The sequence below is a fragment of the Paenibacillus lautus NBRC 15380 genome (genome assembly GCF_004000945.1).
Classification (GTDB): domain Bacteria; phylum Bacillota; class Bacilli; order Paenibacillales; family Paenibacillaceae; genus Paenibacillus_AQ; species Paenibacillus_AQ lautus.
Window position 1 is genome coordinate 347,250 of sequence record NZ_BIMF01000002.1, and the last position, 18,615, is coordinate 365,864.

General features: G+C 46.7%; 13 protein-coding genes. 5 read left to right on the plus strand and 8 right to left on the minus strand.

The window, feature by feature from the left end; translation table 11 throughout:
- Positions 1 to 35 precede the first annotated feature (35 nt).
- From PLA01S_RS04955 to PLA01S_RS04975, 5 genes are all read right to left on the minus strand, one after another.
- A complete protein-coding gene (locus PLA01S_RS04955; RefSeq protein WP_127590383.1) occupies positions 36 to 818 on the minus strand; it encodes an alpha/beta fold hydrolase in 783 nt (260 codons plus the stop codon).
- A gap of 209 nt (positions 819 to 1,027) precedes the next feature.
- Entirely contained in the window at positions 1,028 to 3,412 is a 2,385-nt protein-coding gene (locus PLA01S_RS04960) for a polyprenyl synthetase family protein (RefSeq protein ID WP_127590385.1), read from the minus strand.
- A gap of 93 nt (positions 3,413 to 3,505) precedes the next feature.
- Positions 3,506 to 4,213 carry an alpha/beta hydrolase gene (locus PLA01S_RS04965; RefSeq protein WP_246059332.1) on the minus strand — a complete coding sequence of 236 codons (708 nt, stop codon included), beginning with the start codon at positions 4,211 to 4,213 and terminating at the stop codon, positions 3,506 to 3,508.
- Positions 4,214 to 4,438: 225 nt separating this feature from the next.
- Positions 4,439 to 7,891, minus strand: coding sequence for a glycoside hydrolase family 2 TIM barrel-domain containing protein (locus PLA01S_RS04970; RefSeq protein ID WP_127590387.1), 3,453 nt, complete (start codon positions 7,889 to 7,891; stop codon positions 4,439 to 4,441).
- 274 nt (positions 7,892 to 8,165) lie between these two features.
- Entirely contained in the window at positions 8,166 to 8,579 is a 414-nt protein-coding gene (locus PLA01S_RS04975) for a YugN-like family protein (RefSeq protein WP_100536768.1), read from the minus strand.
- A gap of 491 nt (positions 8,580 to 9,070) precedes the next feature.
- Here PLA01S_RS04975 and PLA01S_RS04980 point away from each other — a divergent pair, with 491 nt between their 5' ends.
- The 4 genes from PLA01S_RS04980 to PLA01S_RS04990 all read left to right on the plus strand — a co-directional run bounded on the left by PLA01S_RS04980 (position 9,071) and on the right by PLA01S_RS04990 (position 14,315).
- Positions 9,071 to 10,861 (plus strand): hypothetical protein, encoded by a 1,791-nt coding sequence (locus tag PLA01S_RS04980; RefSeq protein WP_127590389.1) that lies wholly within the window; start codon positions 9,071 to 9,073, stop codon positions 10,859 to 10,861.
- Positions 10,862 to 11,273: 412 nt separating this feature from the next.
- A complete protein-coding gene (locus PLA01S_RS31860; protein WP_164817312.1) occupies positions 11,274 to 11,429 on the plus strand; it encodes a hypothetical protein in 156 nt (51 codons plus the stop codon).
- A 41-nt stretch (positions 11,430 to 11,470) separates the two neighbouring features.
- The gene (locus PLA01S_RS04985; protein ID WP_127590391.1) at positions 11,471 to 12,814 is read left to right on the plus strand and encodes an ArsB/NhaD family transporter; all 1,344 of its coding nucleotides are present in this window, start codon (positions 11,471 to 11,473) and stop codon (positions 12,812 to 12,814) included.
- Positions 12,815 to 13,043: 229 nt separating this feature from the next.
- The gene (locus PLA01S_RS04990) at positions 13,044 to 14,315 is read left to right on the plus strand and encodes a saccharopine dehydrogenase NADP-binding domain-containing protein (protein ID WP_127590393.1); all 1,272 of its coding nucleotides are present in this window, start codon (positions 13,044 to 13,046) and stop codon (positions 14,313 to 14,315) included.
- 146 nt (positions 14,316 to 14,461) lie between these two features.
- On the opposite strand, the gene PLA01S_RS04995 is transcribed toward PLA01S_RS04990, so the two are convergent.
- Together PLA01S_RS04995 and PLA01S_RS05000 are read right to left on the minus strand one after the other, a co-directional pair.
- Positions 14,462 to 15,127: a YwrJ family protein gene (locus PLA01S_RS04995; RefSeq protein ID WP_127590395.1), complete on the minus strand. Its 666-nt coding sequence runs from the start codon at positions 15,125 to 15,127 to the stop codon at positions 14,462 to 14,464.
- 455 nt (positions 15,128 to 15,582) lie between these two features.
- A complete protein-coding gene (locus PLA01S_RS05000; protein ID WP_127590397.1) occupies positions 15,583 to 16,359 on the minus strand; it encodes a hypothetical protein in 777 nt (258 codons plus the stop codon).
- A 208-nt stretch (positions 16,360 to 16,567) separates the two neighbouring features.
- On the opposite strand from PLA01S_RS05000, the gene PLA01S_RS05005 reads away from it, so the two are divergent.
- Positions 16,568 to 17,614, plus strand: coding sequence for a CotH kinase family protein (locus PLA01S_RS05005; RefSeq protein ID WP_127590399.1), 1,047 nt, complete (start codon positions 16,568 to 16,570; stop codon positions 17,612 to 17,614).
- Positions 17,615 to 17,772: 158 nt separating this feature from the next.
- Here the strand turns inward: PLA01S_RS05005 and PLA01S_RS05010 are convergent, their stop codons facing one another.
- Positions 17,773 to 18,489 carry a DUF899 domain-containing protein gene (locus PLA01S_RS05010; protein ID WP_246059333.1) on the minus strand — a complete coding sequence of 239 codons (717 nt, stop codon included), beginning with the start codon at positions 18,487 to 18,489 and terminating at the stop codon, positions 17,773 to 17,775.
- Positions 18,490 to 18,615 lie beyond the last annotated feature (126 nt).

Below are 18,615 nucleotides of genomic sequence, written 5' to 3' on the forward strand. Positions count from 1 at the left end.
TCCGGGTGGAATGCCTTTTTGCTCCTCCATTCAAACTACTTTTGAAGAAAGCTTGTGAGTAATGGCCGCAGCAATTCCGGATTCGGCATATGGTCTTGGCCCTCTAATATCGTGTTTTTGGCGTTTGGAATCGCTCGGCTTAACTGCTTTCCAACCTCCAGCATGGATACGGGACTTTGTTCGCCAACAATAATACGGATCGGTGTAGTCAGACGGGATGCTCTTTCAAGCGGTGGCAGGTCACTGGCTAAAAGCGTATCATAGGCAAGCGTAGGCGCGAGTGCGGTCATGATAGCCCACTGAGGCGAATGCTGCATTCCGGCAATCACTTCCTTAGGGATACCGATTCCCTCCAAAAATAGACTAATTGCTTCGTCATACTTCCCGCTTTCAAGCAGCTGGTTTAATCCTAGAATCAACCCTTTGAATTCCAATTGATCTGCCTCATCGTGTGCATAAGCCGGGTCATACAGGACCGCCTTGTTTACTTTGTCTCCCAGCCGCATGGCGGCTTCAAGAGCAAGGATCGCTCCGGAGGAATGCCCGTAAAGGCATGCGGAGCCACCCGCTGCCTCAATGATGGCTTCAATATCTTCGATTTCTCGCTCCATTGAGTACGGCAATGTGTTGCCACTGTCACCGCGCCCTCTTCGGTCATAATTGTAAACGGTGAATGCCTGAGCAAATACTTGCGCATCGTGCAATACAGGCTCAAAGGAACGAAAGCATGTAGCCCCTGTAATATAGACAAGCGCAGGCCCGCTGCCATAGACATCGTAAGCCAAGCTGGTGCCGTCTTTTGACATGGTAGTTTTCATAATTTCCACTCCAATCCTTTCCAATTAAGGTTAAACAGATTATATCTTTTGGGAATACGCTGTATTTCTTCTGGATTGCTGCTTTCACAAACCATCCTTGCAACACGCATGGCCTTAACGAATGCCGGAACCAAAAAAAGTGCTGGCCTTTACGCCAACACTTCCTCCCGGGATATTTTCTCTACATTCAACAATATAGTAGAAGCAATTTAACGGTCTCGATTTACCATGTAATTTAATAAATGCTTGAGAAACGCCGTATTGCGCGGCATCTCCTGCAGCGCCTCCATGGCGAGGCAATAATGCTCCCACATTTCCCGACTGGCGCCTTCCTGACCCAAAATGCTCACAAAGGTCGATGTGTTGTTCTCCGCATCCTGCCCGCCGGGTTTCCCGAGCTGCGCCAAATCCCCCTGCACATCAAGCAAATCATCCTGGATCTGAAAGGCAATGCCCGCATGGTAAGCGAATTTCTTCAGTGTCGCAATTTCGGTCTCCTTCACCTGAGCAAGGATGGCAGGCATAACAAGAGATGCCTCGAACGCAATGCCCGTCTTGTAATAACAGACCGTATTCAACTCCTCCAAGGACAATGCCTTCCCTTTTGAATTCAAATCCATCGCCTGGCCCGCACACATATCACCCGCTCGCTGGGACGAATATTGAATCAGGTTCAGTACTGTTTTCGGATCAAACCCTTCTAGGGACGATTGTTCCTCGATGGCCTTCTGAATCAGGAACAGGCCGGTGATTTCCGCCGTCGCGCTATCATGAACCCGATGCAACGTCGGTCGTCCTCTACGCGTAGAGGCGTTATCCTGGGACGGCAAATCATCAAAAATCAAGGAAGCGGTGTGCATGTATTCAAGCGATCTCAGCAGCGGCACGATGGCGGAAGCTTGCAGTCCGTATTCGTTCACGCCCATGACCCAAGTCAAGATGGGTCTTAGACGCTTGCCATCCCCTTCGAGCGTATAATTGGCGGCGTCAATGAGCGACTCTTTCATTGGTGGAATGCCAGGGGACTTCGCGATTTGCAAGCTGTTGTTGATCTCATTCCGAACGGTTTTGAAGGTATCGATAAAAAAATCCTTTTCCTTCCGCTCGTTTCGGAGCACCGTAATCATCTGGTCCCGCAGCAATTTATCGAAGAAATCCACCTGATCGGCTTTGCGAACCATTTGCTGGATAAGCCGATTAAACTCCGGGATTCCGGATGCAAAAACACCCATGATTTCATTATATTTATCTGCCCCGACACGTGCTTTGCAACGCTTCAGGCCATTAATGGCCCGGTCCAGCATCACCTCTCGCGTCTTGGCGTCCGAATGATACACGTCATGAATCAGATGAGAGATAACCGCCCAGTACAGTTCAAAAGGATTGATAAGATCCGTACGCTGACCGCGATATTTTAAATAGTACGTGTACGGTGTTACCGCCCCGTCCTCCATATCCTGAAACATATCGGCAAAATCATCGGCCAGCTGGTTGTAGATACCGTAGAAGAATGTCCGGTCCTCAAAGCCTTCGTCGGCCGATGCGCTGATGACGGAACGGACGATCAATCGGGAGGACGATGATTTCAGAATGATCGGCAGATATAATTCCTCATTGCTGTAATTGGGATATGCGAGATCCTTAATGCGGTCAATATGCTGAGATTGAAAAAACACATTAGACTGCTCGAAAAAAGCATGCTGCGTTTCCGGGCGTTGATGCCCCTGAATATACTCAAATGCCTCTCGAAGCTCCGTATGAACGAAATGAACGAGATCCATGTTCTTACCGCTCCACTGACCAAGCTCTGGTACCGTTCCAGTGATTAGTGCCTGACGTATCATCTGGGAGTACTGTTCCTTCTCTTGAGCGTTCAAGACGCCTGAATCGAGCAGATCGTCTATAAAAGGATAGGTCAACCCGTAAGAATAACCCAATCGGATGGCATCATCAAGGCGAGCCGAACGCTCTACTGGTGGAGTCTCAGCCCCCATATCTTCAATGACATGCAGGACAACGCCAACAATAATTTTGATCAATTTGCGTTGGGCTTGCTCCGCATCCATCTCCTCCGGAATATGGGTCGCCACATGCTTCAGTTTGTTTATGACCCAAATCACGGCATTTTCTATCCCTTCCTTCTGGGCCCACCGGTACAGCCCGGCCAAACTCATATAATCCGGCGTGTCCCCTCCGTTCGTACTGGTGGAGCGAAGCAGAAGTTTTTTGGTATCGGCAACAACCCGCCGAATTCTGGCCTTCGTGTCAGGCGAGTGCAGAGCCATACCCAGATCTCTCATATAAATATAGGAAATGCTTCGATCCAAGTAATCATCCAATCCACCGGTATAATGAAGCCATCCGATATATCTATGATAATCCCGGGTATCCGGTTTCTTCTTACTCGGTGATAAAAAAGACAGCCATGAAGGACGATGAATATGCTTCCTTTTCCACATTAGAATGTCTTCTGTCAGGATCGGCACATAACTCTTTTCCTTGACCTGTACATAAAGTGATGCAAAATACTGAGCTGCCTTCTGCTCAGCCCGCCGATATCCCGTATCGGCATAATCTGTATACGCCACATTCATATGATGGAATCCCTCAACTTCTTTAAGTGTTTAACATGTACCCATGTTTATAACCTATATACGTAGAAGTTTCAATCGGGTTACATTTCAGTTTCAGCGTTGAAACGAATCAATAGCCTGTATCCAGATGTCCATAGCCTCCGTCACTTCGATCAACTGCTCTTCTGGGGTTAAGGACGCTTCATTGTCTCCCTTCTGGAAACCGTAAGAACCGAATTGTCCGTGATTGCCGCCCGCAATATCCACGTATGTCGTATCGTCCGGCAGATTCTCTCTTGCAGCTTCCCATTTTGTTCGATCAAGAACACCATCCTGCGTACCGGTCATCTGAAGCGCGGACATTTTCAATCCGTTTAGCTTGCCTCCATCATCTGCATATGATGCCATAAAATATACACCGTCAATAACATCCGCATGTTCAGATGCATATCTGGCAGCAAAAACCCCGCCTAAGGAATGCCCACCAATGACATAACGGTTGCCGGGATGCTCCGATATAAACGCATCCGCCTTATTCTGTCCGAACACGGCGAGATTCAAGGGCATGGATGCAATATACACACGGTGCCCCTTCTCAGCCATTCTCTTGGCAAAAGGCGCATAACTTTCGGGCTCCACCAAACCACCCGGATAAAATATAATGTCAGGCTGGATAACCTCCCTGCCCACGGGCTCGAAACGATAACCGTCTTTAAGTTGTTCAATGGTTATTTTGGTATCATGTTGAAACACCGCTTGCGCTTCATTCAGCGGTTCATAGGTGAGTGAGTCCAGTATGACCCCAGCCGCTACAATCACCATGACTAAAATGCATAGGGTCCATATGCAGAACCTGCGCCACCTCTTGCTCTTCGGTCTATGGTTTGGCCTCATTTCCATCACGTTCCCTTCCATCTAGGTATGTCGACCATTTAATTATACCGCAGGGTTAATTAAATGCCTATCGATCCGTTCAGATGTACTCTTCCCTTCAATCAAAACAAAAATAGGCTGCCGATTGGATCAGCAGCCTCGATAACCCGTGTATTATGAACCTGATCGTACAAACCGGAACCAGCCAAAATCAAACTGGCTTCCCGGCAGGAAGATGAACGTAACCTTCTGTTTGCCGGTCACATGCTTCAGATCGAATACTCGCTCTTCGTATCCATCAGACTGCGTAAATTCAACAAGCTGATTGCTTTCCCCTTCCGAATGGGCAAACCGGATATGAATCGTGTTCTTATCTATGGCTGAACGGCCGTATACCGCCAGTTTCGATGTACCTGCTTCTGAAAAATCCATAGAGTCAAACTCAAGGGAAACATTATTTCCTATACCTTCAACAACCTTGTCATCCATAATCTTAAAAGTATCTCCATAGATCCGATCGCTATCTGCAGCAAAATTCTGCTCGAACGCTCGATTCCCCGCTTGAAAATAAAACCCTTTGATATGCACCTTCTGACGAAGGACAAAGCATATTGACGTGATGCCGCGCAGCTTCTTGGACAACCGGTAGGTTTCTTCCTGATACACGTTCCACTTGGACTCTTTCTGATACATACAATCGGCCAGCAAAGAGCTGCCCTCCTCACCGGGCATGCCTTCCCAGATTTGCAGCGAGTACGCTTCGCTTGATAGTGCAAATATCGGAATGGTTATCGTATCGGAACCATGGGGACCAAAATCGATGTCCCGAAACCCGACTTGCGTCTCGCCGTCTCTGCTCGTAGCTACGCCTCTTTCGTTCCCGTTTCCAACCTCACCTTGACTGTAGTCATACAGTCCTGCAGAAATGAAGGCGTATGGGTCTTTGTACGCTGCACCCAAACCGTCGACTTGAAATTCAAGCTGAGAGATGAGCTTGGTTTTATCCGTCCCGTTCCGACTCGTACACCTCAAACGAAACTCACCGTCGCCAAGAGCAGTCACGATGGCTTCATGACCATCGGCTTCCACACTGGCGATATTGGATTCGATGCCGGCATCATTCACGACAGCCCATTCGACCTCTTGATATGAGGTTTTTGGCGGATGTAAAATGGCACGCACCACCATTTGCCGATTGGACGGATGAAAGGTTTGACCTCCTTCGCTGATCAGTTCAATCTTGCGAAGCGGAAGCTCCAGCATACTCCCCGTCAGGCACGGCCCCTCTTCGTTATTCATGCTTGCCGATATGCCCTTCCTCACTTCATCCCGTGCAGGGACGGATGTCAAATGTAGAACTCGGCTCTCCAAACCAATCGAAGACACTTCGATTCGGATTTGGCCAGGCTCCAATGTTGCTCCAATGATCGCCATCAGTTTACCACTGAACAATCTTCTGCTCCGGCCTTTGTACGGATCATAATCCGTGCTGTCCCCATTATCGAGTCCAAGCAATCGCCCGGCACCCGAGACATGGACCTCCACCCGGTTATTCGCGTTCTCGACGGCATGGCCGTCCTCATCTTCCATCGCGATTTCAACAAAGATAAGGTCTGTTCCGTCGGCAGTTAATTCTTCTTTATCCGGGCGCAAAACAATTCGCTTGGCATCACCAAAAGAGGATCGTATATCCGTAGCCACGATACGGCCTGCTTCGTCATAAGCGATCGCTTTCAATTCGCCTTTCACGTAAGGAATCTTCCACCAACCCACCAGCTCTCTTCCGTGTGCATGGTCAATATCATGTTTACCCATGGTTTCCCCATTAAGCTGCAGTTCGACGCTGGGCGCATTGGAACAAATGCGAATATCGATCAATTGACCATCGTTGAAATCCCAATATGGCAGCAGATGCACCATAGGTTTCGCTTGGTAATCCGTCCAGGCCGCTTGATAGATATAATAAGAATCCTTCTTAAAGGTGGCCGTATCCACCTGTCCGAAATAAGAGTTTTTGGTATGATACGGCGTAGGCTCTCCAATATAATCGAATCCGGTCCATATAAACTGCCCCAGCGAGAAAGGCATATCCCGCTCAGCCAGTATGCACGCCTCCGCCGATTTGGCCCCCCAACTTGTCGAGCTGTTTCCAAGGGAGGAACACTGCTCGTCATCATCGGCCAGAATGGATTTTTCAAACGGGAAATGATAGATGCCTCTGCTTTGTACGACCGACGCGGTCTCGCTGCCATAGATTATCCAATCCGGATGTTCCCGGTGATGCTTCTCGTAATATTTCTCGGCATAGTTATAACCTGCCACCTTTACAATGTCGGCACATTGTTGGGCGTTCTCCCAAGGCATATAATTGGACCCGATGGTAATGTTTGCATTTTGCTTGGGATCGTATCGCTTAACCTCTGCCATCAGCATTCTTGTTATATCCTGCCCCCTCTCATCCGCATGGGTATCATATATTTCATTACCGATACTCCACATCATGAGGGACGGATGGTTCCGGTCCCGCTTGACCCAGCTCTTCACATCGCGCCGAACCCAATCCGGGAAGAACCTTGCATAATCATAAGAGGTTTTCGGTCGTTCCCACATATCAAAGGCTTCCGATACGATCAGCAGCCCCATCTCATCCGCAAGATCCATCAATTCCTTTGCAGGCATATTATGAGCGGTGCGGACCGCGTTAGCTCCCATATCTTTCAAAATGGCCAATCTTCTGGCTAAGGCGGTTTTGTTGAAGGCTGCTCCCAAGGCTCCGAGATCATGATGCTCGCATACGCCGTTCAATTTCAGTTTACTGCCGTTCAAGAGGAAGCCCTGATTGGGATCAAGCTGAATGTGGCGGAATCCCACGTTGTGCGATACCGATTCTACCATTTCATCGTGCGAGTCTGCCGGTCGATCTGTTCCAGTCACCTTCATTTCGGTAACCAACTGATACAATTGAGGCTCATCCGGGCTCCAGAGCAATGGACGCTCTACGGCTAAAGTTTGCGTATTCGTTATGCTGCCAGTGCGGATCGCGTTGACGCGATCTGACACCTCTGCGATCCTCTGACCATCCTTCATGATCGTGTGGCTGATAAGCACATCATTTACGATGTTCACTTCCGTGTCGACTTCGACCAACCATCCGTTTTCCTGATATTTTGTCGATATGTAAATGCCGTCCGTTGCGATATGGCTCGCTCCCCTTGTCTTTAACCACACATTACGATAGATGCCCGCACCCGAATACCAACGGCTGTTCGGACTTTGATGCACAACCTTCACAACGATGACATTCTCCCCTTCTACCAGGACATCCGTTATTTCGTGTTCAAAGGAGGAATAACCATACTTCCATTCACCCACGTAATGACCATTGACATAGACCGAAGAATCCATATACACGCCGTCAAAACACAGCAGAACCTGACTGCCTTCGTTATTCCACGACCATAGCTTCCGATACCAGCCTATGCTGTTTTCATATAAATTCTCCGTATTATAAATAAGCCAATCATGGGGAATATCCACGGGTTTGAATTTGAGATTCGCCGAATCCGTAAGGTCAAGACTGCTCTTTGCAAATGTCCATCCATCATTAAATAATGTTTTTTTGTTCATGGGTGGTATCACCTTCTTCATTTATTTAATCATTCCATGTTGGCAGCATATTGAAGCCAGTCTATCCTACTATATCAGGATGCTTGATCATTTGAGCCCGCTTTTACAAAAGTACTAAAGTTTTCAAAGGATATTCTTTAATTGCCATATTTCTTTTCTGCCCATACAAAAAGGAGCCCTTTGGCGGCAGCAAACGTCAGAGCTCCTTGCTTGTTATGTCGTAAATATGAAAAAGAGATCAAGAAAACTTGATCTCCTCGAATAGCGCCGAGTGTTAGTGCAAGTACCCTGTCTCCACTTCGTCCAAGACTTTTCTTGCTTGTTCAATCCACATATCATCCACCGATGCGTCCGGGTCGATCGGAGCCTGGAATTGATCAAAGAGTGCTCCCATTAAACGAGGTACCGCATGCTTGTCGGTTCCCGTATTGTATATATGTCTGAACACGAATGGACGGCCAAGCTTTATCGTAGCATGACAACCGCCGCATTCGCCATCCAAGCTGCCTTTGGTGACCAGAAAAGGGATCCGAAGCCACACCATCCGCTCCTGGTCCAACCGCCGGTCCAGATAGCCATGCTTGTAATCCCAATTGCCGGCTAACGTAAAATCATGTTTACATAGATAGGTATCAATGTTCACAAAACGGTCTTCGATATTCTCCAATCTCGATTCCAAATTAATCATGTGCGCCCACCTTATCTTTTTAGTCCTAGCATGGGCTTGAATTCCAAGCAATATACGATCTCATTTACGATTTCAACCTGACAAAAACGTTTCCATATGCGGAGTCTCACGATCCAAATCTGACGAGCCGCTCCTCTCCCTTAAATTACTAGTCGCTATGATGTAAGCTTTCAAATCTCCTCCATAACCCATAAATTTAATGAAGTTTTTTATTAAAACAGTGACACTAGGCCATATCGAAGTCAAAAACACAACTTTCTTCCTAAGTAGTTAGCCTTAATCTTGTTAGAATCCATATAATTTAGTTTATTTAGTTAAATATTTCCAAATATAGAGTAGTTCCTTTTAAACCGATCATTCGTTCGATGTACTCCTTGCTCCCTGTCCCGTGAGAACAAGGGCTCATCTTTTTTTGAGGTATCAATGCTATAATAACCCCGTTTACTAAATAGAGAATACGTGGAGTTCTCGTAGAGAAACGGAGGAAAAACATGAAAGTAAAAAGTTACCCGATGCTTGCCGGCCTCTTGGCTGTCATGCTTCTGGTGGGGCTTCATACCCCGGCTTATGGAGAAAATGCTACAAAAAAAGCAACTTGGATCTGGCAGACGAATCTGATTCAGGATAGCGGCGAAGAACTGCTTCGTTTTTCCAGAGAAGAGGGAATTAATCTAATCTTCTTACAGATTGATCGTCAACTGCCGTCCGAAATTTACGAGGCATTTATACAGCGTGCGCATGAGAATCAAATCGCGGTGCATGCTTTAGGAGGAGATCCAAGATGGGCCCTCACCGAACATCGGGAGGATATGCTCGGACTCGCTGATTGGGTGATGAACTATAACGGCAAGGTTTCGGCTGGTGCCAGATTTGACGGAATCCATCTTGATATAGAGCCGTACGTGCTTCCCCAATGGGAGGATGAGAAGGACAAGATCATCAGCACCTGGGAACAAAATCTTAAGGTATTCCTGAATCAAGTATCCGGGAACGACCTGGAGCTCGGAATCGACATCCCCTTCTGGTTTGATCCATACACCTTGGGTACTGGAACCAGTCTGAATGAATGGCTGATCGGTACATTTGACCATGTTACGGTGATGGCCTACCGGAACGAAGTAGAATCCGAGCATGGGATTCTGGACCTGACGCGAGATGAGCTTGAGCTTGCCAACAGGCTTGGTAAGCAGATTCTTATTGGGGTTAATACGAAGGAAATGCCGGGCGAGTCTCACACCAGCTTTTATGGGCATGGTAAGGAAAGAATGAACGAGAAATTGGAGCATCTGTCCAGTGCGCTCAGTTCATATGCATCCTTTGCCGGAATCGCTATCCACGATATTCGCAACTGGCAAAACATGTCTGATGATGAGAGCGTACCGCCAGACGATAAGGAACCTACTTCCCCATCACCGGTCCCCGATCCGAATCCTGAACCGGGAGAAGGCGGTCGCGTGCCCGATGCGGATCCGGTTACACGGGACCCTATCGTAAGAGGCAGCTATATATGGGAAGCCCATGAAGTGATTCAAAACAGTCAGGAAATACTTGATTTTGCGAAGGAGAAAAACTTAAACTGGCTGTATGTAAGGCTGGACCTGGAGCAGCCGTACAGTTCGTACTCATCGTTTGTTAAACAAGCGGCTGCAGCCGGAATCGAGGTTCATGCCATGGGTGGCCATCCGATATGGGCACTTGAGGAGAACCGGCCCAGAATGCTGCGATTGGTCAATTACGTGAAGAACTACAACCGCGCAGTGGAAGGCAATGAGCGTTTTCACGGCATTCATCTGGACATTGAACCTTATGTGCTGCCTGCATGGAGAGAAAATTCGCAGCAGGTTATTTCCGAATGGACCGCGAATCTGGATGTCTTTGTTACAGAATTGAAGAAAGATTCCAACCTGGAAGCAAGCATGGATATGGCCGTGTGGCTGGACAAATATAAAGTTACCGGCCAAGATATATCGCTCAGCAAGTGGATGATCAACCGCATGGACCATGTTTCTCTCATGGCCTTCCGGGATGCAGCGGAAGGATCGAACGGGATCGTCGGGGTCGCTAAGGAAGAGATTGCATTTGCCGATGAGCTGGGCAAGCCGATCAAGATTTCCGTGGAGATTAAAGCCAGCCATGAAGGCGATCATATTTCCTTCTATGAAGAAGGAGCAGGTTACATGGAGGAAGAGCTTGCCAAGCTGCCTGATTTATTGAAGGATTCACCTTCCTTTACCGGTAGCGTGGTGCATGCTTATACTTATTGGAAGAATGCTAAACCGTGAAACCGTAAGTTGAGGTGAAGATAACCCCGCTGCTCTATTCGAGCAGCGGGGTTATTCTATATGTTCCCGCAGACTCCCGTCTTATGCGCGCGATATAACTTGACCCGCTGTTATACCCTATACTTCGCTAATGCCGAATATAAAGAAAATGCCGAATAAAATGATGCCAGGAACTACCTATTATCGAATCTAGTTCTTCCTCTCCATTTTAAGAAATAAAGAATATCACAATGCCGTTCCGGCAAACTACCGCATGCACGACCCTACAATCGCGGAATATCGTATGATCAAGGCAAATCCATTAGAGCAATGCCAGTCCTCGATACATATAAATAGAGTATATCTATCTACTAATTATGAATGGTAGGTATCTTTACAAAAAATGAATAAGTGACGGCGAGGAGTGATATTCGTGATCGTGCTCATTGTTATTTTGTTGGCAGGATGGGGACTTTACTCTCTACTAACGCCTCCTACACAGATTCCAATTGAATCTATTAAGGATGAGGCAGCAAGAGAGCAAGTTGCTTTTATTAGTGTCGTGATTCCCGACAATAAGGATAAGTAACCATTGCAATCAATCAATGATAGAAGGGAGTGAGACACTCCATGCTCAGTCCAGCAGTGATCACACTAACCATTGCAGCCTTTATAATCGCCATGGTTCTAATTATATGGCGTCCGAATGGATTAAATGAAGCCATACCGGCTTCCGTTGGTGCCGCAATCGTTGTACTAAGCGGGAGCGTATCGTTGACGGACCTCCTAATGATCGGATCAACCATAAGCAGTGCTGCCATTACGATCATAGCCACCATTGTCATGGCCGTCATACTTGAGAGTTTCGGATTTTTCAATTGGGCTGCCGAGGGCTTGGCTGCCAGAGCAAGGGGGTCGGGAATTCGGTTGTTCTGGTATGTCAATTTATTATGTTTTCTAATGACGCTATTCTTTAACAACGACGGAAGCATACTCATTACGACGCCGATCCTCCTAATTCTGCTCAAGCAACTCGGACTCAAAAACCATGAAAAAATCCCTTATCTACTCTCAGGCGCACTCATAGCCACTGCATCGAGTGCACCTATAGGCGTCAGCAATATCGTAAATTTAATTGCTTTAGAAATTGTGGACATGGATCTTTACATGCATACCATGATGATGTTCGTTCCGGCGACCCTCGGGCTTTTACTGCTCGTATTTCTGTTATTCCTCTGCTTTAAACGTCAGCTGCCGCGTAGGCTTCATGTGAAAAAGCACTTAGCCGAAGGTAAACATCCTCTAAGCAGTCCTCTGAATTCTCCAGCAGATGTTCACAAACGCAATACGTTGATGCGTAATGTTCTCCTGTTTGTTTTTACTGTTCGAATCGCTTTATTCGTCGCCTCCTATTTAGGAATACCTATCGAAATTGTAGCCATCCTGGGCTCAACCATTCTATTGTCCTGGAGATGGGCCGTTCTAAAAATCCCCCCAAACGATTTATTGAAAAAAACACCATGGCATATTCTTGTTTTTGCCTTCGCAATGTATGTGCTCATCTATGGACTTCATAATATCGGTTTAACGGAACTGTTAATCCAATTCTTCGAACCTATCGTTGCAACAGATCTACTAAACGCCAGCTTGTTGATGGGTGGCCTTCTCTCTTTATTATCGATCCTCTTTAATAATCACCCCGCCCTGATGGTAGGCACCATCACGTTAACCAATATGAACCTTGATCCGCTAACTCTCAAGATTGCTTACCTGGCCAGTGTAATCGGCAGTGATATAGGAGCACTGCTTCTCCCGATGGGTACACTCGCTTCCTTAATATGGATTCATATTTTAAAACAGCATCATGTCAAAATCAAATGGAAGGATTATATCAAGGTCACGATATTGACCATCCCTCCTACCCTTTTATTTACCCTGGTGGTTCTGGCCTTTTGGGTTCAATGGCTATACTGATGCGACAACTCGAGGAGAGCATTGAAAATGATGTGGCGCGCCGTTCATCGTTCTTTAAGAAAGATGGAGAATACGCACATCATTCATTGCTCTCTCTTTTACGTCCAATTCGTTCCGCTGACTATGTACATATCATGATTTCGAACGAATATCTGCATTCCGTGTGTGTTCGTACAGACCTTTCCACAACTCTATGAATAATGTGTTACTAGAAAGGAGTTGGTAGAATATGAAGCAGCCCCCCATCGTTATCAGCATACTTGGCAGTTCCGGCGGAGTGGCTAAAGCAATCCTCTCGCTTTTAGAGAAAAGCCTTGGCGATATCCATGACCCCATTCATATCTTTATGACGCACAGCAAGATTCATCTGATCGACCTGAAGCAGGAAGAAGCGGCACATTGTCGAACATTCATGCCGAATTTGCTCAAGCATGCGACACTGCACCAATTCGATTTGAACCATTTGGAACAGTTTCGCCAGCATTTGCGCTCGACTGGCACCACGCATGTGATCGATGTATCATGGGCGGATACGGTCGATATGCTTACATGCTGCCAAGAAACCGGCGTACACTATATGAATACCGCGCTTGAAAATCCGAAAGTGGATGAGAATGAGAGTCTTGCAGGATATACGCTCTTGGAAAGGTACCGAACTTTCCAGGAAGGCCGAAATCAAGCCACACGATCTGCCGCCATCATCGGCACCGGCATGAATCCGGGCGTCGTCCAGTGGATGGCCATCAAGTTAATGAACGAAACACCTGGCGAGAAACCGCTGGCCTGTTATATCGTTGAACATGACACTTCACTATACAAAGACCCTGCTCTTGTTAAAGAGCGCACGATTTACTCCACTTGGTCGCCAGAATGTTTTCTCGATGAAGCCATTCTCAATTATCCAATGTTCATGAAGCATCGGTTTCCGTTCACGATGCATCTTCCGGTATACGAGCTTGAATTCAAGGTCACGTTGGGAAATAAACAATTCTATGGATCATTAATGCCTCATGAGGAAGTATTGACCCTCGGCAAACTCTTCGATATGGAGACAGGTTTTATCTACCGCGTAAGCGACCATACCATTCGTTTAATCCGTTCCCAGCTTGAGGATATCGACGAAATATGGGAATGGGATCAGCAGGTGCTTGATCCAGTGAATGGTGAGGTCGGAGGAGAAGATTTAGTGGGGGTCCTGCTTGTATATCCGGACAAAGAGCGGTATATGTATAATGTTTTGAGCAGCGACGACATTTTCCCTCAATATCATATCAACGCCACCTATTTTCAGGTTGCCTGCGGCCTATACGGCGCACTATGCACGCTCCTTAAAGACGAAATTGCAAATGGGGTTTATTTCGTGGATGAATTACTCCTTCAGACCGAAAGTCGATACGGTGACTATCTGTCCTACTATATGAAAGATTTTGTGAGCGGCGAGAACCCGTGCACGGATGGACAACTGCTCGATCGCATGAGAAGATACGCTGCCCCCTCTTAAGGAGAGCTTCATTGATAAATAACGACTTCATTAATATGAGTACCGACTCATATGACATTTCTGAGAGCCTGCTAAATAGCAACCCCACCGCCAGATGAACTGTCAGTGGGAAGTCTGCAACTTTCTAAAAGTTTAGAGTATCAGCTTTAGGGCAGATGGATGGATTTAACGTGATCCATATGCAGGTAAATGTCGTCTCCGCCTGCGAGAACCAATTGAATGATTTTATCATTGACGGATTTCAGCAATCCTTTTTTGTGGGGATGTTCGCCGAGATCGAATATGACGAGCTGGCCCTCGAGCTTTTTTAATTGTTGATCCAAGGTGCGGGACAGCGCAACACCGGAAGGCTGTACTGGAAAATGTTCTTGGCTGAGACTGTAAGGGGTCATGTTGGGCGGATACGGTATCAGATATTTGACGTGGTTAACCGGAATATACACCGCCTGATGCATCGGCGAGTGATACACAAAGAAATCGTTCATAATGCCCGTCACATAACCATGCAATGAATGTGAGCCTCCCAAGTAAATTTCCGTAAAAACGCCCCTGGAATTCATCAGCATTTTGCGATATGAAATATTGGTGAGGTCGATCTTAGAATCAGGACCGCTATCCTTCGCAGGGTTTTCCCATTCATCATATAAACGTAAATGCTGCAAATGATGGATTGGAGTATATATATATTTTGAATTGGAATATAACACCAGAACGTCGCTTCCCATATCAATGAATTCTCCATGAAGCAGCGTCTTGCAGCCCGAAAGCTCCAACTCAACACGTTTGCCTATCATTGAACGTAATGGTTCCATCTCTTCCCTCCTCGCAAAAAAACTTCGCTGCGTAGCATGATGGTTTGCACATCATATAACTTCACTTAAGCATCAAGAATCACCATCACCATCACCTAACGCCTGCGCCTGCATATATTGTTGATATCGAACTACAACGTGCAGGCTTATAACCGCAAGCGTCGTACTGGATAAACACTCCCCTGAAAGGAAGCATTGGATGCCTTCGGCAGCCAATGCTCATTCAGAGGCAAGACATCAATAATGCACGCACAATGATATCGGTAAGGGGCTGAATCGGGGGAATATTCATGCAACTCACCTTATAAAAGAGGAGAACGCAATGATTCATGTGAGGTGTTTGGCTACGGAGGACTAACATACTTTTAAATTCCTATTGCTTCATATATAAAATGAGTGAGCAGAAGATGGCTGGACTTGGATATTCATTACACCGTTTGTATTGGACCGATAAGTTACTCGCCGCCACTTCTCCGTTTTCCGCTGCGATTCCGGTTGCCGGAGCGGTTATTGGAACGGTTGCCGCTGCGATTGCGCTTGCCGGAACGGTTCTTGGATTGGTTGCCGCCTGTCCAATTCATCCAGTCTCCGCCAGTCTGGTTACCTCTCGTTTGGTTACCTCCTGTGCGATTACCTCTCGTTTGGTTACCGCCTGTACGGTTTCCTCCCGATTGGTTGCCGCCCGAGCGGTTTCCTCCTTGGTTGCCTCCCGATTGGTTACCGCCTGAGCGGTTGCCTTGCGATTGCGATTGGTTGGATTGGTTGCCTTGAGAGTTGCTATTTTGATTTTGATTGCTGCCGGATTGGTTATTCCCTCCACCACGAACAACCGTGATCGATTTAATATGACTAACAGGGATGTGAACGACCTCTTGACCTTTTACGGTTAAGATCAGATAGTTCTGGTTCACGTCAACGATGATACCCTCCAGTTTTTCTGGTCCGCCGCGATTAATTTTGACAAGGCGATACCGAAGGGCTTGCATGACTCCCACGAAGTTGTATGCCGTGATCGGATTTACAATGCTTTCTCTCGCTCCACCGGATTTACCTGTATCCGTAATGCTCTTGACATGATCGTCTTTAACATAAACGAAACCGCCATCAGCAACTGCAACGAGGTAGTCTGACTGAGCATCGAGCAGAAGACCTTCGATTGAATCCGGCCCGCCGCGGTTGATCTTCACGTTTCTTCCTACCAAATTCCCGAAACCAAACCTGTTATAAGCCATGTTCATGCTCCTTTCGAGGATTCATATTTCGACAGATCATGAATGGTATATTTCAGGAGTTATCTTGACCGCATTGGATACCCCTCAATTGTCCATCAGGTCTATCGGTAATATATTTATATGTTTCCCGTAATAGAAAGGAACTGGTTTAATATAATCGAATCATATAAAATCAACGATAGTCTACCAGTTTGAAGGAGGTAGCTTCATGCCCTTGCCTGTGTATCGCGTTACTATCAAAGACAAGGATTATGAACAGTTAAAAAGCAATATTTGGTCAAATCATTTTGTGCCTGCACAGCTGGTTAGCGGGGGAAAAAGAATACCGATACGTATTCGCTATCGCGGAGGGCATACACGTGAATACCCGAAAAAATCCTATGAAATTAAAACCTCAAAATATACCTACCACTTCAATGCCGAATATGATGACCCTTCCATGATTCGAAACGCCCTCTCCTTTCAATTTTTCAATTCGATCCATGTGCCAAGCCCGTCGACCCGCCACTGTGTGCTGCATCTGAATAATGAGAATCTGGGGGTCTACCTTAATATTGAGGCAGTCAAGACTCCCTTTTTTCGTAAGCGGGGAATTCCCGTGCGCAGCATTATTTATGCCGTTAACGACAATGCCGATTTTACGGATAAGCGTTCATCCGGTAAATCCTCCTTCTCAGGTTATAACCTGATCAAAGGTTCCGAGCGCGATCGCGTGAAGCTGTCCAACTTCGTACAGCAGATTCATCTTAAAGCGGGTGCCGAATTGCAGCAGTATCTCCGTAAGCACCTGGACATCGAAAATTATTTGCGGTGGTTATGCGGCGCGGTATTAACCGGGAATTACGATGGCTTTAATCAGAACTACACTTTGTTTGAGCATGGAAAAACTCGAACGTACCGCATGATCCCGTGGGACTACGAGGGAACCTGGGGAAGGAATTGCTATGGAAAATTAGTAGATTCTGACCTTGTGAAAATTCAAGGTTATAATAAGCTGACCGAGAAAATATTATCCTTCCGTCCGCACAGGCAGAGGTATAAAGCTCTCCTGTCAGGGTTTCTTGAGTCGGTATTCACTGTGAGGCGCCAACTGCCCATCGTATACAAAATGCACAATGCGATTGCGGACCATGTCTATAAGGACCCTAATCATAAGTGGAGCGACAAGGTGTTTGACTCCGAGCCGGATACGATACGTAAATATATTGATCAGAGAAGACAGGACATCATGAATCAATTGGGCAGTTTGGATTAAACGTCAAAAAACAAGGCTGCCTTAATGATGTATTATCCCCTCCAAGTAAACGGTAGTGCGCTTCTTCGCACTGCCTACTTAAGGGCTAATAGCATTTCTCGGCAGCCTTGCAGCGGTCTTATCGTTCAGTATCCTGCTCCTTTTATGATTTAAGGCCACTATCCGTGGTATGCAGAATAGGTGTGAAAGACTCGATCGCCGATCCGGAGAAACCAGCTTCTTCCCGGCAGCTCAATCGACTGCTTGCCTTCAAAGTCTAGTGGATTACCTGCCTGCTCATACTCCGCTTTGGTGCGGTAATTATATTCTACAGGAGTCACGGCCTCATCCAGCGTAACGTGGAAATCGTAGTTGAAATCACTGCCATACGAAGAGTACCAAGGGAAGCTCCAGCCCTTCCGCTCTTTGTATGCCTCGATCTTAGCCAGTGGTGCACGGGAGATGTATACAAAAGAGGTGTCACGGTCATGCATTAACTTCAGGTGATCATCCGAAATCTCGGCTGCACCGGCTGAGCAGCCTGGACAACCCTGTTCCCAGTCCGGGTCAAACATGAAGTGCCCGACGATGAGTTGACTTCGACCGTCAAACAAGTCCAGCAGTCTTGCCTTGCCGTCCGGACCTTCGAAGACGTAATCCTTATCCATCTCGACCATTGGCAGGGTTCTTCGTTCAACCAGCATCGCATCCGGTTCATGGGTAACTTCGTTCTCTTTGGCTAACAATTCCTTACGAGCCATGAGCCACTCGTCCCGAGTCACGATTTTGGGAGATTCCTCCCCAGTCTCTTTGGCCATCAGCTCCTTACGATCGAATAGCCACTCATCCGGAGATAGGACTTTTGGAAGCTGCGAATGATTTTCTCCATTTTTCATAATGAAATTCTCCTTTCATGTATTTTCTTAAGTTTATCTCTCATGGCAGCTAAGGATTTCTTCTCAATTGCTCAAATATCAAGAATTATAGCTTTGCCCTTTCAGCAAAACCTTCTTTTTGGATAT

Excerpts from the sequence above, each read along its gene's own strand:
- PLA01S_RS04955 (WP_127590383.1), bottom strand. The coding sequence starts at position 818 with ATGAAAACTACCATGTCAAAAGACGGCACCAGCTTGGCTTACGATGTC.
- PLA01S_RS04960 (WP_127590385.1), bottom strand. The coding sequence starts at position 3,412 with ATGAATGTGGCGTATACAGATTATGCCGATACGGGATATCGGCGGGCT.
- PLA01S_RS04965 (WP_246059332.1), bottom strand. The coding sequence starts at position 4,213 with ATGGTGATTGTAGCGGCTGGGGTCATACTGGACTCACTCACCTATGAA.
- PLA01S_RS04970 (WP_127590387.1), bottom strand. The coding sequence starts at position 7,891 with ATGAACAAAAAAACATTATTTAATGATGGATGGACATTTGCAAAGAGC.
- PLA01S_RS04975 (WP_100536768.1), bottom strand. The coding sequence starts at position 8,579 with ATGATTAATTTGGAATCGAGATTGGAGAATATCGAAGACCGTTTTGTG.
- PLA01S_RS04980 (WP_127590389.1), top strand. The coding sequence starts at position 9,071 with ATGAAAGTAAAAAGTTACCCGATGCTTGCCGGCCTCTTGGCTGTCATG.
- PLA01S_RS04985 (WP_127590391.1), top strand. The coding sequence starts at position 11,471 with ATGCTCAGTCCAGCAGTGATCACACTAACCATTGCAGCCTTTATAATC.
- PLA01S_RS04990 (WP_127590393.1), top strand. The coding sequence starts at position 13,044 with ATGAAGCAGCCCCCCATCGTTATCAGCATACTTGGCAGTTCCGGCGGA.
- PLA01S_RS04995 (WP_127590395.1), bottom strand. The coding sequence starts at position 15,127 with ATGGAACCATTACGTTCAATGATAGGCAAACGTGTTGAGTTGGAGCTT.
- PLA01S_RS05000 (WP_127590397.1), bottom strand. The coding sequence starts at position 16,359 with ATGGCTTATAACAGGTTTGGTTTCGGGAATTTGGTAGGAAGAAACGTG.
- PLA01S_RS05005 (WP_127590399.1), top strand. The coding sequence starts at position 16,568 with ATGCCCTTGCCTGTGTATCGCGTTACTATCAAAGACAAGGATTATGAA.
- PLA01S_RS05010 (WP_246059333.1), bottom strand. The coding sequence starts at position 18,489 with ATGAAAAATGGAGAAAATCATTCGCAGCTTCCAAAAGTCCTATCTCCG.